This window comes from Streptomyces sp. NPDC093085, from assembly GCF_040683935.1.
Lineage (GTDB): Bacteria > Actinomycetota > Actinomycetes > Streptomycetales > Streptomycetaceae > Streptomyces.
In genome coordinates this window covers 1,562,204-1,587,476 of sequence record NZ_JBFBFB010000001.1, presented here as the reverse complement: position 1 = coordinate 1,587,476, position 25,273 = coordinate 1,562,204, and the positions used below count along the sequence as shown (strand labels likewise).

18 protein-coding genes and 9 pseudogenes are annotated in these 25,273 nt (G+C 68.6%); 14 read left to right on the top strand and 13 right to left on the bottom strand.

The features are described from left to right. Positions 1 to 64: 64 nt before the first annotated feature. A complete protein-coding gene (locus AB0O07_RS06670; RefSeq protein WP_365627766.1) occupies positions 65 to 1,309 on the bottom strand; it encodes an MFS transporter in 1,245 nt (414 codons plus the stop codon). Positions 1,310 to 1,419: 110 nt separating this feature from the next. Between AB0O07_RS06670 and AB0O07_RS06665 the strand changes: the two genes are divergently transcribed. The 3 genes and pseudogenes from AB0O07_RS06665 (at position 1,420) to AB0O07_RS06655 (ending at position 3,858) form a co-directional block, all read left to right on the top strand. Beyond that, positions 1,420 to 2,352 carry a LysR family transcriptional regulator gene (locus AB0O07_RS06665; RefSeq protein ID WP_365627763.1) on the top strand — a complete coding sequence of 311 codons (933 nt, stop codon included), beginning with the start codon at positions 1,420 to 1,422 and terminating at the stop codon, positions 2,350 to 2,352. A 56-nt stretch (positions 2,353 to 2,408) separates the two neighbouring features. Then, positions 2,409 to 2,867, top strand: a pseudogene (locus AB0O07_RS06660) (ribose-5-phosphate isomerase). Positions 2,868 to 3,240: 373 nt separating this feature from the next. Continuing rightward, on the top strand, positions 3,241 to 3,858 hold the full coding sequence (locus AB0O07_RS06655) for a zinc-binding dehydrogenase (protein ID WP_365627760.1): 618 nt from the start codon (positions 3,241 to 3,243) through the stop codon (positions 3,856 to 3,858). A 50-nt stretch (positions 3,859 to 3,908) separates the two neighbouring features. Here the strand turns inward: AB0O07_RS06655 and AB0O07_RS06650 are convergent. From AB0O07_RS06650 to AB0O07_RS06635, 4 genes and pseudogenes are all read right to left on the bottom strand, one after another. After that, positions 3,909 to 4,571 (bottom strand): annotated as a pseudogene (locus AB0O07_RS06650) (LacI family DNA-binding transcriptional regulator). A 396-nt stretch (positions 4,572 to 4,967) separates the two neighbouring features. Then, complete coding sequence (locus tag AB0O07_RS06645; protein ID WP_365627757.1) at positions 4,968 to 6,332, bottom strand: amidohydrolase family protein; 1,365 nt, start codon at positions 6,330 to 6,332, stop codon at positions 4,968 to 4,970. A 256-nt stretch (positions 6,333 to 6,588) separates the two neighbouring features. Then, positions 6,589 to 6,810 carry a hypothetical protein gene (locus AB0O07_RS06640; RefSeq protein WP_365627754.1) on the bottom strand — a complete coding sequence of 74 codons (222 nt, stop codon included), beginning with the start codon at positions 6,808 to 6,810 and terminating at the stop codon, positions 6,589 to 6,591. 76 nt (positions 6,811 to 6,886) lie between these two features. Beyond that, a pseudogene (locus AB0O07_RS06635) lies at positions 6,887 to 7,506 on the bottom strand (beta-L-arabinofuranosidase domain-containing protein); the annotation flags it as partial. Positions 7,507 to 7,522: 16 nt separating this feature from the next. On the opposite strand from AB0O07_RS06635, the pseudogene AB0O07_RS06630 reads away from it, so the two are divergent. The 5 genes and pseudogenes from AB0O07_RS06630 to AB0O07_RS06610 form a co-directional block, all read left to right on the top strand. Continuing rightward, positions 7,523 to 7,918 (top strand): annotated as a pseudogene (locus AB0O07_RS06630) (family 43 glycosylhydrolase); the annotation flags it as partial. 61 nt (positions 7,919 to 7,979) lie between these two features. Beyond that, positions 7,980 to 8,570: pseudogene (locus AB0O07_RS06625) on the top strand (hypothetical protein); the annotation flags it as partial. Next, positions 8,479 to 8,787 (top strand): annotated as a pseudogene (locus AB0O07_RS06620) (hypothetical protein); the annotation flags it as partial. The pseudogenes AB0O07_RS06625 and AB0O07_RS06620, both read left to right, overlap by 92 nt. An 88-nt stretch (positions 8,788 to 8,875) precedes the next feature. Continuing rightward, complete coding sequence (locus AB0O07_RS06615; RefSeq protein WP_365627751.1) at positions 8,876 to 9,460, top strand: alpha/beta hydrolase; 585 nt, start codon at positions 8,876 to 8,878, stop codon at positions 9,458 to 9,460. A 156-nt stretch (positions 9,461 to 9,616) separates the two neighbouring features. Next, entirely contained in the window at positions 9,617 to 11,380 is a 1,764-nt protein-coding gene (locus tag AB0O07_RS06610; RefSeq protein WP_365627747.1) for a CocE/NonD family hydrolase, read from the top strand. A 60-nt stretch (positions 11,381 to 11,440) separates the two neighbouring features. Here the strand turns inward: AB0O07_RS06610 and AB0O07_RS06605 are convergent. The 5 genes and pseudogenes from AB0O07_RS06605 to AB0O07_RS06585 form a co-directional block, all read right to left on the bottom strand. Continuing rightward, positions 11,441 to 12,425, bottom strand: a pseudogene (locus tag AB0O07_RS06605) (ABC transporter substrate-binding protein); the annotation flags it as partial. Positions 12,426 to 12,432: 7 nt separating this feature from the next. Then, a pseudogene (locus tag AB0O07_RS06600) lies at positions 12,433 to 12,564 on the bottom strand (MBL fold metallo-hydrolase); the annotation flags it as partial. 224 nt (positions 12,565 to 12,788) lie between these two features. Then, complete coding sequence (locus tag AB0O07_RS06595; RefSeq protein ID WP_365627744.1) at positions 12,789 to 13,619, bottom strand: LLM class F420-dependent oxidoreductase; 831 nt, start codon at positions 13,617 to 13,619, stop codon at positions 12,789 to 12,791. After that, the gene (locus AB0O07_RS06590; protein ID WP_365627741.1) at positions 13,619 to 14,626 is read right to left on the bottom strand and encodes a zinc-dependent alcohol dehydrogenase family protein; all 1,008 of its coding nucleotides are present in this window, start codon (positions 14,624 to 14,626) and stop codon (positions 13,619 to 13,621) included. Before AB0O07_RS06590 ends, AB0O07_RS06595 begins: the two co-directional genes overlap by 1 nt. A gap of 104 nt (positions 14,627 to 14,730) precedes the next feature. Next, a pseudogene (locus tag AB0O07_RS06585) lies at positions 14,731 to 15,760 on the bottom strand (NAD(P)-binding domain-containing protein); the annotation flags it as partial. 159 nt (positions 15,761 to 15,919) lie between these two features. On the opposite strand from AB0O07_RS06585, the gene AB0O07_RS06580 reads away from it, so the two are divergent. Together AB0O07_RS06580 and AB0O07_RS06575 are read left to right on the top strand one after the other, a co-directional pair. Further along, a complete protein-coding gene (locus AB0O07_RS06580) occupies positions 15,920 to 16,915 on the top strand; it encodes a zinc-dependent alcohol dehydrogenase family protein (protein ID WP_365627738.1) in 996 nt (331 codons plus the stop codon). 163 nt (positions 16,916 to 17,078) lie between these two features. Next, a complete protein-coding gene (locus AB0O07_RS06575) occupies positions 17,079 to 17,390 on the top strand; it encodes a helix-turn-helix domain-containing protein (RefSeq protein WP_365627735.1) in 312 nt (103 codons plus the stop codon). A 146-nt stretch (positions 17,391 to 17,536) separates the two neighbouring features. Here the strand turns inward: AB0O07_RS06575 and AB0O07_RS06570 are convergent, their stop codons facing one another. Next, positions 17,537 to 17,791, bottom strand: coding sequence for a hypothetical protein (locus AB0O07_RS06570; protein WP_365628074.1), 255 nt, complete (start codon positions 17,789 to 17,791; stop codon positions 17,537 to 17,539). Positions 17,792 to 18,366: 575 nt separating this feature from the next. Between AB0O07_RS06570 and AB0O07_RS06565 the strand changes: the two genes are divergently transcribed. Beyond that, the gene (locus AB0O07_RS06565) at positions 18,367 to 19,062 is read left to right on the top strand and encodes a hypothetical protein (RefSeq protein WP_365627732.1); all 696 of its coding nucleotides are present in this window, start codon (positions 18,367 to 18,369) and stop codon (positions 19,060 to 19,062) included. Between the two features lie 179 nt (positions 19,063 to 19,241). On the opposite strand, the gene AB0O07_RS06560 is transcribed toward AB0O07_RS06565, so the two are convergent. Both AB0O07_RS06560 and AB0O07_RS06555 read right to left on the bottom strand, forming a co-directional pair. Further along, positions 19,242 to 20,174, bottom strand: a complete 933-nt coding sequence (locus tag AB0O07_RS06560; protein ID WP_365627729.1) for a zinc-dependent alcohol dehydrogenase family protein — start codon at positions 20,172 to 20,174, stop codon at positions 19,242 to 19,244. 65 nt (positions 20,175 to 20,239) lie between these two features. After that, on the bottom strand, positions 20,240 to 22,012 hold the full coding sequence (locus AB0O07_RS06555) for a CocE/NonD family hydrolase (protein WP_365627726.1): 1,773 nt from the start codon (positions 22,010 to 22,012) through the stop codon (positions 20,240 to 20,242). Between the two features lie 494 nt (positions 22,013 to 22,506). Between AB0O07_RS06555 and AB0O07_RS06550 the strand changes: the two genes are divergently transcribed. The 3 genes from AB0O07_RS06550 (at position 22,507) to AB0O07_RS06540 (ending at position 25,269) form a co-directional block, all read left to right on the top strand. Then, positions 22,507 to 22,659: a hypothetical protein gene (locus AB0O07_RS06550; protein WP_365627723.1), complete on the top strand. Its 153-nt coding sequence runs from the start codon at positions 22,507 to 22,509 to the stop codon at positions 22,657 to 22,659. A 313-nt stretch (positions 22,660 to 22,972) separates the two neighbouring features. Beyond that, positions 22,973 to 23,959 (top strand): AraC family transcriptional regulator, encoded by a 987-nt coding sequence (locus AB0O07_RS06545; protein ID WP_365627720.1) that lies wholly within the window; start codon positions 22,973 to 22,975, stop codon positions 23,957 to 23,959. Between the two features lie 125 nt (positions 23,960 to 24,084). Beyond that, a complete protein-coding gene (locus AB0O07_RS06540; protein WP_365627717.1) occupies positions 24,085 to 25,269 on the top strand; it encodes an acyl-CoA dehydrogenase family protein in 1,185 nt (394 codons plus the stop codon). Positions 25,270 to 25,273 lie beyond the last annotated feature (4 nt).

Below are 25,273 nucleotides of genomic sequence, written 5' to 3'. Positions count from 1 at the left end.
ATGCTTCCGCGTCGGGCCGTGCCCGTCAGGCGGCTGTTTCGCTCTGCGGCACGGCGTGTCCGTGTCACGGCCTGCGCAGCAGGCGCGTGGCGATGGTGGCGTCGAGGCTGACGAGGACGACCGCGAAGCCCAGCAGGGCGGTCCGGTCGGTGACGAACTGCGTGGCGACGCCGATCCCGACGACGGGCACCACAAGGCCTATGTACGCGGCGAGGAACAGACCGGCCAGAACCTCACCACGGGAGCGGACCGGGGCAAGGGAAACGGTGGTGGTGACAGCCCCCTTGAAGAGGACACCCGCTCCTGCGCCGGCAACGATACCGGCTGTCAGGAACACGGCGAGACTGGTCAGCCAGACCCCTGCGGTCACCCCGGCGATCCCGACGGACATCAGGGCCAGCCCTATGACCAGTTGGCGTTCGGCCGCGATACGGACGAACACCATCTGGGTGGTGGCGGCAGCGCCGAAGACGAGGAAGGCCACGAGCCCTGCCAGGGCTCGGGACGGATGGTGCAAGGTGCCGGCCACGAAGCCGGGCGCGAGGGAAGTGAACAGGCCCAGCACCGAGAACGCCGCGAAGGCGGCCGCGGAAGCGGCGAAGTACGTGCTCCGGGAGGAAGCCGGCACCGAGACCCGCTGCGGCTTGTAAGGGGGCCGAGCTTGGGTCATGTCCACGGTCTCGGGGACGAGCGCCACACCGACCGCGCTGAGCAGCAGCAGGCCGAGGAAGACCAAGTAGGGGGTGCGCAGTGGCTGCGGGACGAACTCGGCCAGCAGGCCGGACACGGGCGGTCCCATGGCCAGGCCGCCGAGGTTCGCCGCGGTGGCGACGAGGTCGGCTCGGGTGCGTGAGGCGTCCGGCCGCGCGGCCAGGTGCAGTTCGGCCAGGTACGCGGTGGCGGTGGCGGTGATCATCCCGATACCGAGTCCCGACACGATCCTCGCCGTGATCAGCACGGGCAGCGAGGTCGAGGTCAGGAAGATCACCGCGGAGACTGCCTCCAACAGCACTGCAGGAAGCAGCATCCGTCGGCGCCCCGCCCAGTCCGAGATATGACCGACCAGGAAGAGGCTGGCCAGCACCCCCACCGCGTAGACGGCGAAGGCCAGCGTGACCGTGAGGGTCGAGAAGTGGTCGTGCTGCTGGTAGACGGCCCACAGCGGGGTGGGGGCGCCGGAATAGGCCATGGCAGTCATGAAGGTGACCGCTATCAGCCAGAAGCCGGCTCCATGCCGCGTTCCCCGGCCGGGCTGCTGACGGCGTGAGTGTCTGGGCCCGGCGGGGCGTGCCACCGACGTGACGGACATGCCCTGCTCCTTTCAACAGAAGTTGTTGAATTCAGCCTCCGTTCCACGAGCAATCATGTCCAACACATGTCGTTGCTCGCATCAATCATTTTTCGTGATAGTTATCGTCTGTGGAACTACGTCATCTGAAGTACTTCGTCGCCGTCGCCGAAGAACTGAACTTCACCCGGGCGGCACGCCGGCTGCACATCGCGCAGTCGGGACTCTCCGCCGCGATCCAGAATCTTGAGCACGATCTCGGGCTGCCGTTGTTCGAGCGCACCTCCAAGCATGTGGCCCTCACCGACGCGGGCTCCGTCCTGCTGCCCGAGGCCCGCTCGACGCTCGCCGCAGCCCGGGCCGCCCGTGACGCCGTGGACCAGGTACGTGGCGGTCTGCGGGGAACCCTGACCATCGGCACGATGATCACCCTTGGCCTCCTCGACCTGCCGGCGCTCATCGGACGGTTCCATGCCGAGCACCCGGATGTCGTGGTCCGGCTGCACGGCGCGACCCGGGGTTCGACGGACCTCGCGCGGGCCGTCGTGGACGGCACTCTGGACGCCGCGTTCCTGTCGTTGCCGGGGCCGCCGCCGACAGGACTCGTGTTCAGGCGCCTCGCGTCGGCACCGATGGTGGTCATCGTGCCCGCCGATCACGCGCTGGCGCACCAGGACACCGTCGCGCTCGGCACCCTCGCGGACGAGTCCTTCATCGACTCCCCCGTCGGCTACGGCAACCGGACACTCGTCGACCAGCACATGGCCGCGGCGCACCTGCATCGCCAGGTGAGCATGGAGGTGCACGACGTGCGTGCCGCCGCCGACTACGTCCGGCACGGTCTGGGCATCGCGATCGTGCCGGACTACGCCGTTCCGGCCGACGACCACCGACTGCGCGTGCTTGAGCTCCATGACTGCTCGCTCTACTGGGAGTTGGCCATCGCAACACCCGCCCAGCGGCGGCCCAGCGCCGTGCTCCGCGCATTGCTGCGCATGATCGACGCCCACATCCACGAGAACCCGCCGGGCGCGGGGCGCCCCATGCTGCCCGCCCCACCATGACATGGTCCGAGCATGTGTCGTCGGCCGGAGGTCAATTACCGGATGGGGCAGCCTCCTTGTTCTCGGCCGGTGTCGTCGTCGGCTCGGACCACGCGGAATACGACTACAAGCAACGCATCAAGAGGACTTCCGGAGCAACCCGGGCGTGGCCGAGGTCGCGGCCGCCGGTGTCGACGCCGACGGGCACACCGACTACCCGGCGGTGGCGATCCGAGCCGCCGAGATGATCGCCGACGGCGAGGCCGACCGGGCAATCCTGGTTTGCGGTAAGGGGCTCGGCGTCGCCATCGCCGCGAACAAGGTGACGGGGGTACGCGCGGTCACCGCCCATGGCAGCTACTCCATGGAGCGGTCGGTCCTCTCCAACAACGCGCAGGTCCTGTGCATGGGACAGCGCGTGATCGGCGTCGAGGTGGCCCGGAAACCGGCCCGGGAATGGCTCACCCATCGCTTCGACGACTACCAGTCCGTCGGTCGCCAAAGTCGGCGAGATCGAGAACTACGAAGTGCGATAGGGGAGGCACGCACCGCGTGGGGCCGCGCGACCCCAGCTCGATCCTTCGATATGCGTCGTCATACGATTGCAATCAACATAACCCATGAGGAGTTGTTGGCTGTGGCAACCGTGGTTCGATTTCACGAACTGGGCGGTCCTGAGGTTCTGCGGCTTGAGCAGCACGACCTCGGAGCCCCGGCCCCCGGCGAGGTCCTGCTCGGCGTGGAGGCGATCGGCCTGAACAGATCAGAGGCCAACTTCCGCCAGGACCGTGCTGCCGGTGTTCGCCCAGTCGCGCCACCACATGCACGGAGACCAGGCGGTCGTGCCCGCCGTTCACGCTGGTCCACCGCCCCGAACAGGTGAACGCCGTCACCGGAGCGGCCACATGGATGGCCTTCCTGACCGCCTACGGAGCGTTCGTCGAACTGCTGCGGCCGCGCCCCGGCGACCATGTGGTCATCACGGCCGCGACCAGCAGTGTGGGCCTGGCCGCGATCCAGACCGCCCTGCGCCTGGGTGCCGGGCCCATCGCCACCACGAACAGCGCGGCCAAGGAGCGGATTCTGCTCGACGCCGGCGCCGCGCACGTCGTCGTAACGGATCGTGACGACCTGGTCGACAGCATCCGGAAAGCTACCGGCGGACGGGGCGCGGACGGCGTCTTCGACGCGGTCGCCGGCCCGGCCGTCGAAGACCTGGCCCGGGCCACCAGGCCGGACGGGGTCATCCTCGTGCACGGCGGTCTGTCCGGACGGCCCACCCCGATGCCGGGGCTGAGCCAGATGCTGCCGGTGTTCGTCCGCCCCTACACCCTCTTCGAGTTCACCGACGATCCCGTACGGCTGGACCGGGCGCGGCACTTCATCACCACTGGGCTGGTGTCGGGCGCGTTCACGCCGGTCATCGACCGCACCTTCGATCTGACCGAGGTGGTCGAGGCCCACCGGTACCTGGAATCGGGGGCACAGTTCGGCAAGATCGTCCTCACAGTGACTCCCTGTCCCTGAGCGTCGGCGTGCCGCGGGCCACGTACGCTCGACAGCCCCGGGCAGGCGACTCAGGTCAGCTTGGACACCGAATGGCGGATGACGAACTGGGTGCTGAGGACGACGTGGTCGTCACCGCCGATCCCTTCGTTCCGGCCCGGTGGCAGCCGCACCGCGGTTCGGCCCAGGTCCTCGTACGGAACCCGGACCGTGGTCAGTGACGGGTTGAGGTCGGCGGCGAAAGGAACATCGTCGAAGCCCACCACCCAGACGTCGCCGGGGACGTCGAGCCCGGCGTCGCACAGGGCGGCCAACACGCCCAGTGCGACCATGTCGGTGCCCGCGACGACGGCCGAGAAGTCCATCCCCGCCTGGAGAGCGTCCCGGGTTCGCCGATAGCCCGAGACACGGGTGTACGCTCCGGGGACGTGCAACTCCTCGGCCTAGGGCACGTTGTGCGCCCGCAGAGCCTGCAGGTAGCTCTCTCGTCTGCGCATTTCCGGTACTCAGCCGCGGGTCGCCGCCCAAGAAGAGGACCCGGCGGTGGCCCTGGGCCGGCGAAGGCCCGGTGATGCCCCGTAGAACCAGTGCCACGGGCCCGGCGACAAGGCCGGAGAGGGCCTTGGCGTGCACGTTCACCACGTAGTACAGCGACTCCACCGCGGCCATCACCCGTTCACGGATGGCAGCGAGACGGGATAGTCACCGGCCAGCGTTCGGGAAACGGTTGCCACGGAGACACCGGCCCGCGCCGCCACGTCGCGAATCGCACTGGGACGATCACCTTCCGCCGCGCCACCCCGCCGACCACGCCTCACTTTTGACCTGCGCCTTGCGCCGGATCCGTCTCCGTCAGCCTTCACACGACGACGTCACTATTCATCCCCTTCGCCGATCCCATCGAGGCGAGAATAAGTCCGAGGATTTAGTAATCGTTCGCTATCGGCTTCGGGTGGGCTCAGCTACGGTGCGGCGAAGCGTGTCCGCGAGCCCGGCCGGGGGCGGCACGCGGCTCATGTCCTCGTTCGATGACACGAGATGCGTGCCCATGGGCATTCACGGGCGAAGCCAGGCGTGACCAGGCCGACCCCACGAGGCGCGCGGACTGTCCGACGAGCGCGCTCCCTCGATCACGCGCTCGTCGACACGGGTGTGGCGCCGGCCGGCATTCCCGCGGCGACGAAAAGCCGGTCGCGTGATGCCTCCGCGGCGGTCCGCGCCGCCGCCACATCGACATCGAGAAGTCGCCCGGCGCGTTTGCGGACCTCCCCGCCGACCAGAACCGTGTCGACGTTCCCCACATCGCTGACCGTCACCGCGGCGGTGAGCGAGTTCATCATCCCGAGCGCCGGAGCCGATGTGTCGAGCAGGATGATGTCTGCCTGCTTGCCCGGCGTCAACGACCCGATCCGGTCGTCGAGTCCGAGGGTCCGGGCACCCTCGATGGTGGCGAACTCGATGGCGTCGCGCGTGGTCGGCGACAGCGGCGGCACATCCTCCCACCGATCGACGTAGGGCTGATTGCGGCGGGCGCGCTCGGCTTCCAGCATTCCCCGCATCTCCGCGAAGAGGCTGCCGCCCACACCGCTTACCACGTCCACGGAGAGCGACGGCCTGATCCCGGCGTCCAACAGGCGGCCCGTGGCGTGATAGCCGTGGCCCATCGCCATCTCCACACGGGCGGAGACGGAAGCGTGCCCCCCGGTCGCGGCGATGAGCCTGAGCTCCTCGTCCGAGCAGGTGTTGCAGTGCACGAAGATCAGGTCGTCGCCGAGGAGGCCCCGCTCGTACAGCTGCGTCACGCCCTTCTGTCTGCCCAGCGTTCCCGCTCCGATGTGCATGGACGCCCGTACCCCGAGTTCACGGGCGAGGGCGAGGTCGTCCGCCGTGGTGTCGATCGTTGACAGTTCCGGACCGCGCACCGACATCGCCAGGGTCAGCAACTGGTCGTCGGAGGAGAAGTACCGCGACGCCAGCCTCCGGACGTCGCCGGGGTGGCGGAGTTCGCTCGCCACATACCACGCGGTGAGGTCGGTGGAGGGCGTGCCGTGCCCGAAGACGGCCCGCAGCCTCGCCGACCGGAGGGCCTCGACAGCCGCGTCGGCGTGCTCCGGGGTGTTCATGATGTGCGACCAGTCGAAGACGGTCGTGATGCCGGACTCGATCGCCTCAAGGGCTCCGAAGAGGTTTCCCGCCCTGACGTCCTCGGGGGTGAACACCGGCCCGAAGCCACCGAGCATGAGCCCGAGGTACTCGCCGAGCGTCCAGTCCGCGGCGATCTGCCGCAGCGACCCCTGCCACAGGTGGCGATGGGTGTCGACGAGCCCGGGCATGACGATCATCCCGCGCGCGTCGATCACCTCGGCGTCCTGCACGTCGAGCCGCGGGGCGACCGCGGCGATCCGGTCGCCCTCGATCAGCACATCGCCTCGCAGCAGATCGCCGATCCCGGCATCGACGGACAGCACCGTCCCGCCCTTAATGATCTTCCTCATCGAACCGCTCCTCTCCGCCCAGGAGCAACGGCGCTCCCGGCTCTCCGGGGCCCGGCCGGGGCGATCGCGTGCGAAACGATCGGCTCGCCGCCGGCCGGGCGCACACCCAGGGGTGCGTGCCGGGAAACCCCGGTGCCTCCGAGGCGCTTCGGACCGGTGTCGAGCACCGGGATGCGTCTCGCTCACGGACAGGGACCTCCGGCGACATCATCGACACCGATCCGAATGTGGCCAAGTGGCTTGACCAATAGTCGGATCACGGAGACCGGCTGTCAAGCGGTCTGAAACGCCGTGCAGTTCGATACACGGGCGCGGAGCCGTGCACCCCGGACGGCAGCCGCCCGAGGGCCCTCGGCCCCGGCAGGCCTCGGGCCCGCGGCCTATCAGTGCCGGGTCGCCGACGGTCGGCGCGATCGGCGAGCGGCAGCCAGACCCGCATGGCGCCCGGTTCCCGGTTGGCCCAGGCGTAGTGCGGCACCGCCGTGAGGTCGACACACTCCCTCTGCCCGGCGGAGTCGGTTCCCCACGGACGGTGGGTGAGTTCCGCCGCCGTCGTCGTCCGACGTGGCGACGTAGTACGGGAGGCTCGAGAGCAGCCGCATCACGTTCGGCGGGCAGCAAGCGCAGCGGAACCACGGGGTGCGATGGGCGGTCTGGTCGCCGGGGCGGTCGTGCGAACGGGCCCGATGGTGCAGCGGATTGGCATACAGCCAGGTCCGTCCGTCGAGGCCGGAGCCGGCCAGGAAGCCGTTGAAGAGGGTGCGCTCGATGAGGTCGGAGTAGTGGGCCTCGCCGGTGAGCAGGGCCATGCGCCAGGAGAAGTGGACCGAGGCGATGGCGGCACAGGTCTCGGCGTAGGCACGGTCGGCGGGCAGTTCGTAGGAGTCGCCAAAGGACTCCCAGTCGTGCCGGGAACCCACTCCGTCGGTGAGGTAGGTCTTGGTGGCCGCCGTGTCCCGCCACAGCCGTTCCAGGGCGGTGCGCAGCCGACAGTCGCCGGTCTCGGCGGCCAGATCGGCGGCTCCGGCGAACAGGCAGAGCTGGCGTACGGCGTGGCCGGTGACCTCGTCCGCGTCGCGGACCGGGGTGTGGTCCTGCCAGTACTCCGGGCCGGGTCCCGGTCATGACCCCGGTCGGCGCCGGAGGACAGCGAGCCGTGGCCGCGCCGGTCCAGCAGCCGGCTACTGAACATGCGTTTCGACTGGCGGCCCGAGAACGAGTCCTTCGCCGGTATCGAACTTCAGGAGTACGACCGCGCAACGCAGTCCCTGCTCGGCGAACCACGGACGATCTCTGTCGGCACTGCCGCCGGGGTCGCCGAGGGCCCTCATCTCCACCGCCGGGACGGCTGGTACTACCTGGTCCACGCCGAGGGCGGCACCGGCTACGAACACGGCTCGGCGGTGGCCCGATCCTGCAACCTGTTCGGCCCTTACGAGCCAGACCCGGCCGGTCCACTGCTCACCTCCCGGCACGACCCGATGCTAGAACTGCAGAAGGCAGGACACTGCTCGCTCGTGAAGACCGAGGCGGGCGAGTGGTACGCGGCCCACATCGTCGCCCGCCCGTACGGGGAGCGGGGCCGCTGTGTGATCGGCCGGGAGACCGCTCTGCCGCCGGTGAGCTGGACGGCGGACAGCTGGCCGCGTGTCGCGGGAGGGGCCCGGCCGTGGCCGTTCCGGCCCCGGCGCTCGCGGCCTCATCCGTTCCCCACCTCCCCGGAACGGACCGCTTCGGCGTCCTCGGTTGCGACTGGTCCACCCTGCGCCGCCCGGCGAACACCGACTGAATCGAACCGGCGCCGGGACGACTGCGCGTCGGGGCGGCCAGTCCCCGGCCGGCCGCCGCACCCCCAGTCTGCTCGCCCGCCGGGTGACCGCCACTCGCTGCACCTTCGAAACCGAGCTGGCCTTCGCGCCCCGTACCCCCGACCACCTGGCCGGGCTCACCGCCTACTACAACACCCGCAACTGGCACTACCTGTATGTCACCGCCGAGGACGACGGCACCCCCGTGCTGCGGGCCCTGACCTGCGCGGCCGGACACCTCACCGCACACGAGCCCACGATCCCCCTGGAACCGGGCCGTCCGGTGGTCCTGCGCGCCGGACCGGACGGCCCCGCCCTGCGGTTCGCCCACGACACCGGTGCCGGGCTCCAGGAGCTGCCCCTCGAACTGGACGCCACGATCCTCTCCGACGAATACGCGGACGAGTTCCCCGACGGGCAGCTGCGGGTCCTCGGCTTCACCGGAGCCATGCTGGGGCTGTGGGTACAGGACCTCGACGGCTCGGGCGGCCCGCGGACTTCGGCTACGCCACCTACCTGGAGGCAGGCGAGTGACGACACGGGTACGTCTGTTCTGTACGCATTCCGGTCCGGCCGACGGGCCCGCGCTGCTGCTGGTGAACGGCTGGGGCGGCGACGGCCGGGAGTGGTCGGCGCATGTGGAGGCGCTGGCCGAGCGGTTCCGGGTGATCGTCCCCGATCTGCGCGGACGCGGCCGCTCGGAGGCCCTCGACGAGGGCAACACCCCCGGTGGAGATGGCCGACGACCTCGCCGCGTTCCTGGCCCGCCTCGGCACCGGTCGGATGGTCGCGGTGGAGCACTCCATGGGCGGGCAGGTCGTCAACCTGCTCGCCGTACGGCATGCGGGAGCGGTCCGCACGGTCGTCGCCCTCGATCCGGCGCACGGCGCCCACGGGGACGAGGTCGCGGGGATCCCCGCACGACTGGCCCAGTACCGGGCGCACGGCTCCGCTGCGGCGGCCGGCTTCATCGCGGGCGCCTTCTCGGCGCGCGCCCCGGCCGGACTGCGCACGGCCCATGTGCGCACCATGCTCGGCACCCCGGACCACGTCATCGCCCAGGCGTACGCCGGGATGTACACCGGCCCCGGAGCGGTCGGCATCCGCCCGGCCAGCGAGGCCCACCTGGACCGGCGCACCCGGCCCGCGCTCACCGTCTGGACTTCGGCCGAGGCCGCGGAATGGGAGCGCGGCAGCCTGCGGGTACCGGGCTCCCGCGTCGAGCACTGGCCGGACTCCGGCCACTACCTCCACGAGGAGCACCCCGGACGCACGGTCCGGCTGATCGAGGAGTGGTCGGGCGCCGAACGGGCGGACTGACGCCCTCGGCGCGTGCCGACCAGCGCCTCGGCGCCCCGGGAGACGTTCCGGCGGGCGTGCCGTAGGACGGCACACCGCGTGGCCGCGGGGCGGGTACCGGACGAACCTGGAAGGCGGCCCGCACGATGTGTGCGGCGACTCGGAAGAACGGTGACCATGACGCCTTCCTGGAAAGCAAGGACGAGGCCCGCCACCTCGCTCGACCGGCCGGAAGCCCGCTACGGGGAATTCGCTCCCGGCCGGACCACGGTCCTGCCCGCGGGTTACCGGTACCAGCGGGGGGCGCTGGCCCTGCCAGTGGACGTCGTATGCGAGAAGGACGTCGCACTGCCCCTGCGCGACGGCACGATCCTGTATGCGGACGTCTTCCGTCCGGCGGGCGAGGCGTCCGTCCCCGCGATCGTGAACTGGGCCCCTTACGGCAAGGGCGACACAGGATTCTGGCACCTCGGGAACGCGAAGATGTTCCCTAACCGGTTCGGCATCCCGCGCTCCCGTGTGTCCGGGCTGCAGTCCTGGGAGGGCAACGACCCCGCCTACTGGTGCCTCCACGGATACGCCGTGGTCCAGGTCGACGCCCGCGGCGCCTTCGACTCCCAGGGCGACATCGAATACCTCTCCTCACAGGAGGCCCGCGACGAACACGACGCCATCGAGGCGATCGCCGCGCTGCCGTGGTGCTCGGGCAGAGTCGGAGCGTCGGGCAACTCCTGGCTCGCCATGTCGCAGTGGCGTGCCGCGGCCGAGCGTCCGGCGCACCTGGCCGCCATCGCTCCGTGGGAAGGGATGAACGACCTCTACCGGGACACCCTCGCCCGGGGTGGCGTTCCCCGCGCCGCCTTTCCCGCCTTCATCCGGGACATGATGTTCGGCCGGGGCGAGGTCGAGGACCCGGTGGCCACGCTAGAGGACCGTCCCCTGGTCGACGACTACTGGGAGGACAAGATCCCCGACGTCTCCCGGATCGAGGTCCCCGCGTACGTCGTGGCCTCGTACACCAACCAGGTCCACACCGCCGGCACGTTCCGTGCCTGGGACCGGCTGAGCGGACCGAAGTGGCTGCGTGTCCACAACACCCATGAGTGGCCGGACTACTACGAACCCCGGAACGTCGAGGATCTCCGGCGGTTCTTCGACCGGTACCTCAAGGACGTCGACAACGGCTGGGAGGCCACTCCTCCGGTCAGGATGGCCGTGCTCGATCCCGGGCACAAGGACGTCGTCGACCGGGCCGAGGCGCATTTCCCACCCGCCCGGATGACTCCGGTGGACTTCTTCCTGGACGCACGGGACCACGGTCTGAGCGCTGCTCCGGCGGCAGCGGAGTCGGCCGCGAGCTACGTGCTGGCCGACGACCGCCCGCAGGTCGACTTCGTTCGCCGCTTCGACACGGACACCGAGATCGCCGGCGTACCGCTGCTGACCCTGTGGGTCTCGGCCGAGGGACACGACGACCTGGACCTGTACGCGTATGTGGAGAAGCTGGATGCCCAAGGACACCAGCTGTGGCACCAGACGGTCGATCTGGGACTGCCCGCGGGCCGGTCGTGGATGCCGCTCCTGCACCGACGAGGGGTCCGGCAGGTCGCCGCCGCCTTCTACGGGGGGCCGGACGGAGTGCTGCGCGTGTCCCGACGCGGCCTCGCCCCCGACTCGCCCGTGGAGCGTCCCGAACTCGACCTGCGCCAGGAGCGGAAGATCACCCCTGGTGACATCGTCGAGGTCGACATTCCGCTGTGGCCGGTGGCGATGCGGTGGCACGCGGGTGAGCAGCTCCGGCTCCGGCTGTCCGGACGCAGCCTGCTTCCCGCGCTGCTGCCGAACCTCACGGCCGATCCGGTCCAGCCGGGTGTACGGCACACCGTCCACACCGGGGGGCGCCATCCGTCACGGCTGCGCCTGCCCGTCCTGCCCGCATGAGGCGGAGTCCCGGAGAGGTGTCTCCGCTCCGGGACATCAGGGCCTGGAAGAACGTGTGAGTCAGGCACCCGGGTGCAGGCCGAGCACACCAGGTGTCGGATCCCCCTTCACCTCGCCGAAGTACAGGGCGAAGGTCTACTCCAGACGATCGATCTCGGCGCGGTCGGCCATAAACCGCGGGAAGCCGTCGACGTTGGCGTTCGGGTACTCCCGGATCGGCTTCAGGCCTGCCGGGGGCATGATGTCGGTACGGACGGACCAGCCGTTGTCGGCGGCCTGCTTGGTGGCCGCCGACAGCTGCCAATTCAGCTAGAGCTTCGCGGCGGCCGACTTCGCAGCCTGCCGGAGGACGGCGGTGCGCTGGCCCCAGCCGACGAACGGGATGTCCTTGTCCGGCAGCACCCACTTCACCGGGCTGGTGGACAGGGGCGCACCGGAGCCGCCGACGCCGATCGGGAACTGGCCGGCGCGCACGGCGTTCGCGGGTGAGTGGCTGCCGCGCGCGAACCGGACGTCCTGGGCGGCCTGGCGCGCGGCCCACTCCCAGCCGTACTTCTTCAGGTACAGCGAGTAGAGGTACAGGACGGCGTTGTCGTCGTTCGGGCAGGAGGAGGCGATCTGACCCTTCCAGCGCGGGTCGAGCAGATCGGGCGGAGACTGCGGCGCGGCGTCCGCGGGAACGCCGTTCGGGCCGTACATGAGGCTGAACGCGATCACGGCGATGGCCACCCAGGCCCCCTGCGGGTCCGTACTCCAGGAGCGGCCCCTGGGACTTCCACCGGAGGAAGTCCTGCACCGTCTGCAGCTGGACCACGTCGGGCACGAGCGTGCCGGTGGCGAGCTGGTTGTCGATGCGGACGTCGTGGAACTTGCTGTAGTCGACGATCAGCTTCAGATCGATGCCCGGGAAGCGCTTGAGGAGGGCGTTCTTGGTGCCGTCCTGCTGGGTGGGGGGGTCGCCGCCAGCGTAGATGAAGTGCTTACGGCCCTCGGCCAGGGCGGCCTGGTACAACTCGTCGAGCGATCCGGTTTCCTCACGACCGGAGGCGTGCCTCGTGTGTCACCAGCACCGCGTCCGCGCCGTCGAGGATCGACGGCGCGCTGCGCGTGCCGGGGTCGATGACCCGTGTCTGGCCCGGCTTCTCGAGACGGACCGTCGCATGGCCGAACTTTGTAAGACGCATGGATCTCCTCAGGACGCCGGGGCCTGTGAGGTCGTGCGGCTGACCAAGGCGCAATCAGCGTGAGCACGACTGCAACACGTGTTTAGATGGTCGTCAAATTTTGACCGTCATTGACGTAACACCTCTGGGGGCCGCAGCCGGCGGCCAACCCCTCACGGAGGCGCTTCCGGAAGCACCCGAGAAGTCCCGCACCGCCCGCCGGAACACGGAGACGAACACCGCGATCAGGCGAGCCGGCTGCCGAGGGTGAGAGCGATCTGGTCGACCGTACTGGTCATGGTCTTGGTGTCCTGGGGCCTGACCCAGAAGAGGACGCGGTCGACGCCCGCCTCCGCGTAGGCGTCGACGTCGGCGAGTTCGCCGCCGAAGAGGGTGACCGGGATCGGCTCGTTGCTGCCGGGCTTGCGGGCGGTCTTCTTGAACTCGGCGATTTCACCGAGGACTCCGGGACGGAGCATGGGGATCCATTCGTCGCCGTAGGCGATCACACGCTTGGCGACGTTAGGGCCGTTGCCCGCGACGAGGATGGGCGGATGCGGCTTCTGGACGGGCTTGGGCCAGGAAGTGATGCGGTCGAAGTTCACGAAGTCGCCGTGGTAGGAGGCGATATCGTGCGTCCAGATCTGCTGCATGGCCTCGACGCGCTCACGCATCACCCGCCAGCGATGGTCGGGGTTGGTGCCGTGGTTGCGCATCTCCTGGTTGATCCACCCGGGGCCGATGCCGAAGTTCATCCGGCCACCGGACAGCACGTCGACGGAGGCGACCTCCTTGGCCGTGACGATCGGGTCCCGCTCGGTTACGAGCAGCACGGCGGTGCCGATCTGGAGCGTGGTGGCGGCCTGGGCGATCGCACCGAGGGCGACGAAGGCGTCCATGCCGTTCTTGAACTCCGGCGCCAGGTTCAGGACGTCGTAGCGTTCGGGAGTGACGGCCGGGATGTGGGTGTGGTCGGGCATGAACAGCGACTCGAAGCCGCGGTCTTCCAGAAGGACCCCGAAATCGCCGGGCGGTATGGCCGCCTGGGTGGGAAACATGATGAATCCGAACTTCATCACTCTGCCTCGTTGCCGTGCGTCACGGTGACGACGATCTTCCCGACCTGGACGTTGGACTCCATGTAGTGGTGGGCCTCGACAATCTCCGTGAGGTCGAAGGTCCGGTCGATGACCGGGTCGAAGGAGCCCGAGGAGAGGCCCGCCCGAACGAAGGCGATGCCACGGCGCAGACGCTCGGGGTCGGTGGTGATCTCGAAGAGCGTGTACGTGCTGGTGCTCAGCGCCGGGAACGAGTGGGCGTTGGGCAGCGGGGTCGGGCGCGGGTCGAGAGCGCCGTACACCACCAGGCTGCCGCCGGGGGCGATACCCTGGGCGATCGTCTCGACACCGGGTCCCGCGATCGGGTCGAAGGCCAGGCGGACGCCTTCGCCGCCGGTGATCTCCTTGACGCGGACGGGGAGGTCCTCCTCGTCGGTGACGACGACATGCGTGGCACCGGCGTCGACAAGGGCCTGCTTCTTGCCCGCGCCGCGGGTCGTGGCGATCGGGACCGCGCCGATGTGGTGGGCGACCTGGATGGCGGCCAGGCCTACGCTGCTGGAGGCGGCGGTGATCAGGACATGGTCACCCGGACGCACCTGACCGGACTCGGCCAGGGCTCCGTAGGCGGTGAGGTACGCCATCCACACACCGGCCGCCTTGACCGGGTCGGTACCGGCCGGGAGCGGGACCACGGCCGAGGCCGGGACCAGCACGTGATCGCCGTACGTGCCGTACTCGCTCTGCAGGAAGGCCGGCACAACACCGACAGACTCGCCCACGGTGAGGCCTCCCACGCCCTCACCCACGGCTTCCAGGACGCCCGCGGCCTCGTAACCGAGCGTCGAGGGGAAGACCGGGTCGTAGAAGTAACCGCCCTCGCGGTACATGACCTCCGCGCGGTTGAGACCGATCGCGTCCACCCGGATGAGCGCTTCGCCCGCGCCCGGGGTGCCTGCTTCGACCTCTCGCAGCGACAGAACCTCGGGGCCGCCGGTCCGGTCGAACTGAACCTGCCTTGCCATGTGAATGACCGTCCTCAAAGTGGTGGTGTCCGTACCGAACCGTCGGCACGTGCTTAGATCCTGCGCGATGCTTCGATGACTGTCAAATTTTGATATTCATGAAACTAATGACCTCCGCCGTCAGGCCTCATCTCCGGGCGGCCCGCGGCCGCCCAGAGGGTGTGGAAGACGCCGGGCCCGTCGACACGCTGATAGGTGTGGGCGCCGAAGTAGTCCCGCTGCCCCTGCAGGAGGGCTGCGGGCAGACGTTCGGCCCGCAGGGTGTCGACGTGCGCCAGCGCGGCCGAGAAGGCGGGGACGGGGATGCCGCGCCTGACAGCGGAGGCGACGACCTCCCGCCAGGGGACCTGGGCATCAACGATCTCCGCGGCGAAGCCCGGCTCAGAGAGCAGGCTGCCCAGTTCCGGGTCCGCGGCGTACGCGCTGCGGATGCGGTCCAGGAAAGAGGCCCGGGTCATGCAGCCACCGCGCCAGATCCGGGCCACCGCGGCGAGGTCGATCTTCCAGCCGCACTCGGCGACCGCGTGCTGGATCATCGTCCAGCCCTGGTCGTAGGCGATGACCTTCGACGCGTAGAGGGCGTGCTCGACCTGGGAGGCGAAGCGTTCGACCTCGGTGTGGCTGAGCTGCGGCCGGGCGCCGCCGGGAAGACCCGCGTAGGCGGCTCGTAGGTCGCTCTTGCCGGATGCCGCGCGGGCGAAGGTGGCCTGGCCGATGACGGTGACCGGCGAAGCCAGGTCCAGAGCGGCCTGCACGGTCCAGCGGCCGGTGCCCTTCTGGCCGGCGGCGTCCGCGACCACGTCCACGAACGGCAGTCCGGTGGCGCCGTCGGTGCGCCCGAGCGCCTCCGCCGTGATCTCGACCAGATAGGAGCCGAGTCGGCCCTCGTTCCAGCGGCGGAAGACATCCGCGATCTCGGCCGGGGTGTAGCCGGCGACCCGGCGCAGCAGATCGTACGCCTCGGCGATGAGCTGCATGTCGGCGCACTCGATTCTCGCGCAGCGCGGTCTCGCGCCGGCGGGTGTCGGCGAAGTGGGCGTTGCCGCCGTCGATGATCATGTCGCCCGGCTCCAGGAGCGGGGCGAACTCGTCGATGACGGCATCGGTGGCCGCGCCCGCCCACACCATGACCATCTCCACCCAAACATCAGATTCGACACTTGTCGAACTTTGACAGTGGTAGAAATTTGACAGCAGTCGAATCTTCTGTCCTACTGGGCTCTTCGCCGACGGTGGTGATGGCTGCCGCCGTCCGAGTCCCCCACCCGTGACCTGTCTCTTTGGAGTTCTCCCGTGAGTAGGAACGTCCGATTCCACGCGACTGGCGATGCCGGCGTACTGCGTCTCGACGAGGTCGACGTACCGGCCCCGGTCAAGGGCGAGGTGCGGATCCGTGCCCGTGCGCTCGGCCTCAACCGTGCCGAAGTGATGTTCCGGACCGGCCAGTACGTGGTCGACCCCGTTTTCCCGTCCGCCATCGGTTACGAGGCCTCGGGCATCGTGGACGCGGTGGGGCCGGACGTGGATCACGTGTCCGCCGGTGACGCCGTGAGTGTCGTGCCCGCGTTCGCGATGACCGACTACGGCGTGCACGGTGAGCTGGTCCTGGCTCCCGCCCACGCGGTGGTGAGGCACCCGGACTCGCTCTCCTGGGAAGAGGCGGCGGCGGTCTGGATGCAGTACATCACCGCGTACGGCGGACTGATCGACATCGCCGGCCTCGGAGCCGGTGACACGGTGCTGCTGCCCGCCGCCTCCAGCAGCGTGGGACTGGCCTCCATCCAGGTCGCCCGCATGGTCGGTGCCACACCGGTGGCCCTCACCCGTACGAGCGCCAAGCGCGAGCAGCTCCTCGAAGTGGGTGCGGCGGCGGTCATCGCCGCTCAGGAGGAGGACGTCGTCGCCCGGGTTCTGGACCTCACGAACGGCCGGGGAGCCCGGGTCGCCTTCGACCCGGTGGGCGGGCCCGGGGTCGCGCAGCTGGCCGCGGCCGCCGCGCCGGGCGGCATCATCGTCAACTATGGGGCCTTGGACCCACGGGACATGGCCCTGCCGGTCATGGACGTGCTGGGCAAGCACCTGACGCTCCGCGGCTACGAACTCTTCGAGATCACCAAGGACGACGCCCGGCGCCGTGCCGCGATCGACTTCGTCCTCGACGGTCTCTCCCGGGAGCTGCTCCGACCGGTGATCGACCGGACGTTCACGCTCGACGAGATCGCAGCGGCGCACCGCTATCTTGAGGCCAGCGCGCAGGTCGGCAAGATCGTCGTCACGATTCCCGAATGACCAGGCGGCGAGGGCGGCCACGCTCCGCGGATCGGTGGGGCGGACGCCGAGGCGGCCGATAGTTCGACATCCGTCGTATGATGCTCTGTCGTCATCGCTCAGGCCAGAAGGAGAAGTCGTGGCCCGCCCTCGCACCACCCCGCGAACAGTGGAGCACCCCTCCTTGGCAGAGGTCTCTCTCCAGCAGGTCCTCGAGGCTCTCGTCGACCCCGTTCGGCGCGCGGTGGTGGCGCAGCTGGCCCAGGCGGACGAGGACAAGAGCTGCGGCACGTTCGACACCCACGTGTCGAGGTCGACGCTCACGCACCATTTCAACGTGTTGCGGGAGGCCGGAGTCATCCGGCAGTACTACGTGGGGACGACGAAGATGAACTCGCTCCGCACTGACGACATGGACGAGCGCTTTCCCGGCCTGCTGGCGGCACTGATAGACGCCTCGGTGGCGGAGACCGGTATGGTCTCCGCCACCGGCTGACGCGATCGCCCGACGAGCCGTCCCAGGCGCCGATCAGCGCAGTCGCGGTGTCCTGGCGGTGAACATCAGCAGCAGGATCAGCAGTCCCTCGACGATCATCTGGCGCACGGCGTCGGAGACTCCCAGAATGAGCATCAGGTTGTTGATCACGAAGAACGCGCGCCGGACGCCGCCCCGATAACGCTGCCCTCACTGCCCGCCAGCGAAGTACCACCAATCATGGTGGCGGCGACACTGAGGACCAGCCAGTCGGAAACGAGGTCGAGATTGGCCTGGCCCGCATAGCTGAGCAGCAGAAGTCCGCCGAACCCGCTGTACATGCCCGCGATGACGAAGGTGAAGAACAGGATCCGCTTCACCGGCAACCCACGGAGCCGCCTGCTCCACCACCGGAGCTGCACACCGGCCAACTCCCGGCCTTCGCCTCGCCGTCGGCCTGGCACTCGACATGCGGGCACGTCCGGCTTTCTCCCTGCTTCCGGTCGTCCGCTACGCGCTTCTGCGCGGCCTGGTCGCTGGCCGGCACGCGGTGGCGCAGCCGAGAGCGAGCCGGGTGGGCGGCCGTGCCGCGCGCGACCCGCGTCAGCGGGTCGCCTTGAAGACGTAGAGAAAGTTTGGACGCATCCCGCTTCGGCGGTACGCCATGTCCCTCGGCTCGTCGTTCGCCTTGGAGCGTGGTCCTGCTGGCAGCCGGGATGATCGCTGTTCGGCCGGTCCGGGACCGTGTGCTGGGGGTAGCGTCTGAGTGTTGCCGCAGAACGGAGTTCGCCGTGTCACAGCGCAGCCGAGACCCTCCGAACAGGTCCGCTGGAATCCGCAGCACCGACGGCACCAGGCACACGGAGCTGTGGCGGCTGCCCACAGCCTTCTGGATGCCGACAGCCACCCCGCATACGACCTGCCGCGGCTCTATCACCGGCGCTGACAGGCGGAGACATGCTGTTTCTCGCTGAAGTCCACGATCCTTGACGGACGAGTGCTGCGTTCCCGCAGTGTCCCCGGTCTTGAGCAGGAGATCTTCGCACTGCTGATGGTCTATCAGGCGCCGATCCGCAGGGGCGACGATGTCACCGCGGCCACGCCAGGACTGTCCGGCCAGCGGGTGAGCTTCACCGTTCTCCTCCAGGCCGCCGCGGACCAGATCATCGCCACCCCGGGGCCGGCCCGGAGCAGCACGGCATCATTGATCGGAGCCGTCGACCGCCCCTTGCCGCTCTACCTCCTGCCCGACCAGCACCGCCAACTCCTGAAGGCCAGCTACCGCAGGACATCCGGCAAGTACCAGTTCCAACGCGACCGGCATCCGCGTACCGGGCAGACGTGCACACCGGACTTCAAGATGGGCAAGGACGGCGACATCGACGCCGGGCCTGACGGCTCACGCGACGGCGTTGCACTCGGCGGGACGCCACCCGCGCTACCGAGGTCTGCTGGCGCGCCGGTGTCCTGGTCGTGGCCGCCGGAGTGCCCGGACTGGGTCGGGAGGTCTGCCATCTGCCCCGAAGACACAGTGCTCGACGTGGGAATCCACCGCCCCCCGGAACGGCCTGTGCGTCGACGTCACGTCCGCGTCGCACGTGGCCGACCTGTCGGCGCCGGTCCCGGGGGCGGCTCGATGACAATCGCCATGCTGCTGTCCAACACCCGGGATGCGGACCTCAATCAGGTCTGACCCGCCGGACCAGGCCCGCGCCTGCCAGAGGTGGTCGGCCGACGCCACGGCCGACCACCTCGCCCGCCTTCTGACCCGATGCCGACCGACCGGCCATGGCTACGAGGCTGTGCTCACGACCAGATATCCTCTCGATCGCGATGGGACACGTCCACGCGGCGGGATTGCCTGCACGCGGTTCACGGCATCAGGACCACCTTGCCGACCTGGACGTTGGACTCAAGGTAGTGATGCGCAGCCACCACGTCAGAGAGTGTGAATTCACGGTCCACGACCGGGGTCAGCGCCCCGGAATGCAGACGGTCGATCACGTAGCCGAGCGCGTGGTCGAGTCGCTGGCGATCGCCGAACATCTCATGCAGGTACCACCCCCGGATCGTCAGGCCCTTGGCGATCAGCTGCAGAAACGGAAGCGGCGCGCTCAGTCCGCCCAGTGCGCCGTAGACGACGATGCGAGCGTACGGGGCGCAGCCATCCGCAAGATCGGTCAGGCCCTCGCCTACGACGGCGTCAAAGACGATGTCGGCGCCTCGTCCGCCCGTCGCTGTGACGAGATCAGCGGCGATCGTGGGCATGGAGAGGACGACGGTCTCAGCGCCCGCTGCGATGAGAGCGCGCCGTTTGCGCGATGAACGAGTGACTGCGATCGGGATGGCGCCCCGTTCGCGGGCGATCTGGATCGCGGCAATCCCGACACTGCTGCCGGCGGCGGTGACCACGACGAAGTCGCCCTTCGCCACCTTCGCCAACTCGACGAGCCCGCCATAGGCCGTGAGGTACTGCATCAACGCGGACGCGGCTGACACCGGGCCGATGCCCTCTGGCAGACGGATAAGGCAGGCCGCGGGGAGCACCGGCTCTTCGGCGTATGTACCGTATCGGGTCGGGTCGAGGGAAGGGACGACCGCTACGTAGTCGCCGACGGCCAGGTCGACGACGCCTTCACCCACGGCGACGACTCGTCCTGACGCCTCGAAACCGATGCCGCTGGGCGGACTAGCCGACACGAGGTACGAGCCCTCGCGGAAGGCCGCCTCCGCTCGGTTGAGCCCGATCGCTGCCACCCGGACGCGGGCCTCGCCAGCAGCCGGCTCGACAACGGGCTCTTCCACGACCTCCAGGACGTCTGGTCCGCCCAGCGTGGCGAACCGGACCACTCGATGGATTCGGTGTGCGCTCATGCGTCTGCGGGAATGACGGGAACGAGCAGCGAGGACCGCGACTCTGGACCGGTGTGGATCGTCACCGTGCCGGTGGCGCGGGCGCGATCGTCGGGATCGTTGTGGTTGTAGCAGTAGGTCCCGAGGCCGTCCCGAGAGCCCACCTCGACCCCCAAGGTGTAGCCGGGCTCGAAGATCATGCTGGTCGGTCCGACCGCGATCCTGACCTCGTAGACCTTCCCGGCCTCGACCGGCTCGCTGCGGTCCTGACGTCGGTACGGTCGCCAGGCCGTGCTCTTGACCGGATCGAGCGTGCGTTGCGACAGCCGCAGGTGACCGACAGTCATCGGCACGTCGGGGTTGTCGACCAGACCGTCGAAGGTGATCTCCTGACCGTCTTCGTCGTAGGCCCTCCCGGTGACGAAGATGTCGGCGTCCTCGCCCGTGGTGGACAGGTGAAGGGTGAGCACCAGCGGGCCGGTGATCTCCGTGGTCTCGGCAAACGGCGCTGTCCTGAACAAGACACGCGTCGACGGGTCGTCGAGGTCGGTCATCGTTGCGACGTAGTGCGGGTAGGACACGAAACTGGAGCCGTATCCGCTGGCGTTGAAGCCCTGCGATGCGGAGGGCATCGGCACCCGCAGGACGCTGTCCTGCGCGCTGTACTGAATCTGGTCGGCGGCCGTAGGGCTCGCCGGTGCCAACGACATGTCGCCGGCGTCGAGGAACAGCTCGGTCCACCGCGTGCGGGCCAGCGGCCATTCGTTCTCGTAGCGCAGGTCCTCCGCCGGGCACACCTGGCGCTTCGCTGTCCCCTTGTGGCGGATCGCCAGCTGGACTCGTGGAACATCCAGCAGCCCGTTGTCCTCGCCCTTGAGGAAGTAGTCGAGGAACTGCCTCTGCTGGGCCGTCGACTCAGGCGAATAGAAGTTCGCGACATGGCCGCCGGAGTGGACCCGCAACCACTTGTACGGGCTCCCGCTCTCCTCGAAGAGCTCGTAGTGGGAGTGGCCCACCAACGGAAGACCGGTGAAGTTCGCAACCGTCAGGATCGGAACGTCGATGTCACGCGGGTCAGGCTGGCGCTCTGCCCAGTACTCGTCCCACAGCGGATGCCGCCGGATCTCGGTCGGCCAGTCGACGCGGTTGCGAGCCAGCTCCTCCTCGCTGAGCGTTCCGAGGCCGTTCTGGTTGAGTTTCACCCAGTACTCGAACCAGCCGTCCGGGAAATTATTGTTCAGGATCCCGCCGGTGAAAATGGCGTCCCTGAAGATGTCACCGGCGACCTCCCACGGCACGATCGCTTTGAGGTGCGGCGGCTTCTTGGCGGCGACCTGGGTCTGCGTGTGGGCGTAGTAGGAGACTCCGAGGGTGCCGACGTTCCCGGTCGACCATGGCTGCACCGCTGCCCATTCGATCGCGTCGTAGTAGTGCTCGGCGTCGCGATCGCTGAACACGTCCACGACACCGGGAGACTTTCCGGTGCCCACGGGATCCACGCGAATGACGACGTATCCGAACCCCACCCAGGTCAGCGCATCAGGGGTCTCGTAGTTCATGTACGGCCCTTGGTGCGGTGAGTTCTTGTACTCGAAGTCATCACGCTCCGCGAAGTGGAAATCCTTGCCGTACACGCCGAACGACAAGATCACCGGGAACTGGCCCTCGGCGTCGGGGCGAAACACATCGCAGTACAGCGTGTGCCCGTCACGCGTATCGAACGTGACGTCCTTTTCGATGACCATGCCGTCGCTGCGTTGCTGGTCCCCGACGTCGGGTGAGGTTGCCATCTCGTTGCTCCTTTGCACCGATCCCAGAATCTGCGTGGCCGTGATCGTAGGAAGGTGCAGCGGCAATCGCGACGGAGTGTGCCGCTGTACGGCACGGCGCTTCGAAGGCCGGCCGAGATACGGCCGACAGGGACGGCAGGATCCGGCCCGGACTCCTGATCGCCGTCGGCTGACGTACTGCCCGAGTCGTACGCAGCGCGACCACCACCCACAGGAGGCACGCCGAGGCATGACCGGTCAACCGGTCAAGGTGTCGCTGGCCATCTCAGCCGGGGCGTCTTCGCTGGCCAACGGCCCGGAGCGATGTCGAGATCCGTAACACGGGCCGTCGGTAAGGGGGTCGGGGCCATTTTCGTCTCAGACGGTGAGCGAACACAGGTGTCGACGCTAGTTCTTCGAGAGCTGCTGCTGGTCGGCCTGGGCGTCGGGGACTTGTGGAAGCAGCCCGCCGCGCCCCGGCAGCACTCCGCCACGTGCACAGCGTTCGGGAGGATGTGCAGACTGATGCCACGGTCGGCGGCCTGTCACTGGAGAAGATCAAGTTGGTGGCGGGCGCCGTCGACAAGCGCCGAGCCAGGGCGACGGTAATCCAGACCATGGGCCTCGGCCTGGTCGAAGGCGTCGGCAATCGCGCTTCGGGCGGGTGAACGAGTGCGGCGTTCAGCCGCTTCCGCTCGGCCGCCGGTCCTCTGATCCTCCAGCTCATCGTGAGTCCATCCCGCCCCGCCGCACCCGACAGGAGGGCTGTCAGCGATTCGAGGCGCCCTGTCGACCACGCGATGATCGTCATCGCCGAACAGGCGTCGGCGTCTTACGACACGCCACGAAAGCCGCATGCCGTAGCCACTTCATAGGCGGCCGAAAAGCGGACTGCTTGACAGGTGAACCCGCCCACGGGAACCATTGGTCAGGCCGCTTGGCCGCCTGAGAGCAGTCCCAGCAATGTCGCTGGAGGGCAGCGTGAACGACGCCATCGGGACCCCGCAGCTCAAGACGGAGCTGCTGGCCGGCCATCGTGCTTTCACGGCGCACAGCCCGGAGGCCGCATCCACATTCGGCAGTGAGCTGATCGCACCGCATCGAGTCGCACTCGTCCAGCGAGATGACCCCTCGTTCGTCGCTGCCGCGAACGCCATGCGGCTGCGCGATACCACGCTCGCCTATTTGGCGTACGAGGCCGAAGTCGAGATCGATTCTGAGCCGCTGGAGACGCTCTACGCTGCCAACGTCACGCTCAGCGGCGAAGCCGTTGTGTGGGCTTCGGGTCACCGCCTGCGGGCGGGGCCAGGGGACGTCGTCGTCTTCAACTCGACGGGCTCGACGAAAATGCGTTGGAGCCGAGGCTTCAGCGTGCTCAGTGTCCTGTTCTCACGCGTGGCGTTGGAGCGGCACCTCGCACGAATGACCGGCGCGTCACAGATTCGACGGATCTCCTTCGAGTCGATGACCGCAGCGGGTCACGTGCTCCACCAGGGGCATGCCTTCGTGGACTTCGCACAGTTGGGCGCCCGCACGGGTCCGGTTCTGCCCGTCGTCACCGAACTGGAACGCGCCATCATGACGAATCTTTTGCTCTCGCAACCGCACAACATGACCGGCGAACTCCTCGGCGTGCGACCCGCGGCGGCGAGCGTGGTCGACAGGGCGCTTGAGGTCATCCACAGTTGCTTCGCGGAGCCGCTGTCGGTCAGTACCATCGCCGAGCGGGTGGGCGTCGGAGAGCGCGCCCTCCAATCCGCCTTTCAGAAGCGTTTTGGGCGGAGCCCGATGACCTACTTGCGCGAAGTCCGTCTGGACCGTGTGCGCCAACTGCTACTGGAGTCCGCCAGCGACGTCACCGTCGCCGAGGCGGCCAGTGACTGCGGCTTTCAACACCTCGGCCGGTTCGCTGCGCATTACCGGGCCCACTTCGGGGAGTTGCCGTCCACGACCCCGCGCCGCACGTGACGATGTCCACCTGTCCTCGGGTGACGCTTTTTGGATAGGCCCGACCTCGCAAAACGGATATTCGGCTGTCAGCAGCGTGGCTAGTGTGCCTTCCGCCATAGTGCAGTGAGGTCAAGGAGGGTCGCATGGCCACGGTTATCCGCAAGACCGGAACGGACGTCCTCGACGAAGTGCGAAAGCTCATTCCCCGCCTTCGCGAAAACGCTCCCGTCGGCGAGCAGAATCGCTGGATCCCGGAAGAGAACATCAAGCTCCTCAAAGACGCCGGCGTATGGAGCATGGCCGTCCCACAGCGGTTCGGTGGCCTCGACCTTCCCCTCGCCGACCAGGTCGACATCCTGGCCGAGATCGCCAGCGGTGACGGCTCCACCGGTTGGGTGGCGAGCCTCTGGTCGGCCAACACATGGATCGCTCAGCTGTATCCGGACGAGGCGCAGGCCGAGATCTTCGACGGTGGCTCCGTCCGGGTCTCCGGAGCGTTCTCGCCGACCGGTACCCTGACGCCGACCGAAGGCGGATACCTGCTCAACGGTAGCTGGAAGTGGAATACCGGCTGCCGGGGAGCCAAATTCGACGGCGTGGCGGCTCGGCTCGGGCAGTCGGACGGTGATACGCCGGAGATCTACTACGCGATGGCGACTCTGGCCGACCTCAGCATCGCCGACGACTGGCATGCCAGCGCGGCGAGCGCGACGGGCAGCAGCATGACCACGGCCGACAACGTCTTCATTCCGGCGCACCGGGTGGTCAAACTGTCCGAGGCTCTCACGGGGACCACCGGATCTCGCTCGAACACCGGGGCGACCGGCCGCAACTACGCGTTCTTCGCCTACATCCTGGTGCAGAGCGTGGGCGCCTTCATCGGCATGGCTCGCGGTGCTTACGACCTGTTCCTCAGGCGCCTTCCGGGACGAGGGATCACCTACACGCCGTGGACCGAGCAAAGCCAGTCTCCGGTGACCCACATCCAGGTCGCGACCGCGGCGAACAAGATCGCGGCGGCAGAAGCGCTCTCACGTCGGTCCATCGAGACTCTGCAGGAGTACGCCGATGCCGGCGAACTGCCTCCCGTCGAAGTGCGGGCTGCGCTACGGGGACAGAGTGGCTACGCTGCGGAGCTCTGCCGTGAGGCGGTGGAGGTGCTCTACCAGGCGAGCGGAGCATCGGTGATCATGAAGGACGTCCCGTTCCAGCGGTTCTACCGCGACATTCACGGGCTGAGCCAGCACGCGGCGATGGCGCTCAACAGCAACCTTGAGGTGCACGGTCGGGTGCTGGTCGGGCTGGACCCGGCCACGCCGTTCCTGTGAGAAG

Excerpts from the sequence above, each read along its gene's own strand:
- AB0O07_RS06645 (WP_365627757.1), bottom strand. The coding sequence starts at position 6,332 with ATGAGGAAGATCATTAAGGGCGGGACGGTGCTGTCCGTCGATGCCGGG.
- AB0O07_RS06670 (WP_365627766.1), bottom strand. The coding sequence starts at position 1,309 with ATGTCCGTCACGTCGGTGGCACGCCCCGCCGGGCCCAGACACTCACGC.
- AB0O07_RS06590 (WP_365627741.1), bottom strand. The coding sequence starts at position 14,626 with ATGGCAAGGCAGGTTCAGTTCGACCGGACCGGCGGCCCCGAGGTTCTG.
- AB0O07_RS06540 (WP_365627717.1), top strand. The coding sequence starts at position 24,085 with ATGGCCACGGTTATCCGCAAGACCGGAACGGACGTCCTCGACGAAGTG.
- AB0O07_RS06655 (WP_365627760.1), top strand. The coding sequence starts at position 3,241 with ATGGCCTTCCTGACCGCCTACGGAGCGTTCGTCGAACTGCTGCGGCCG.
- AB0O07_RS06595 (WP_365627744.1), bottom strand. The coding sequence starts at position 13,619 with ATGAAGTTCGGATTCATCATGTTTCCCACCCAGGCGGCCATACCGCCC.
- AB0O07_RS06610 (WP_365627747.1), top strand. The coding sequence starts at position 9,617 with ATGACGCCTTCCTGGAAAGCAAGGACGAGGCCCGCCACCTCGCTCGAC.
- AB0O07_RS06555 (WP_365627726.1), bottom strand. The coding sequence starts at position 22,012 with ATGGCAACCTCACCCGACGTCGGGGACCAGCAACGCAGCGACGGCATG.
- AB0O07_RS06615 (WP_365627751.1), top strand. The coding sequence starts at position 8,876 with ATGGCCGACGACCTCGCCGCGTTCCTGGCCCGCCTCGGCACCGGTCGG.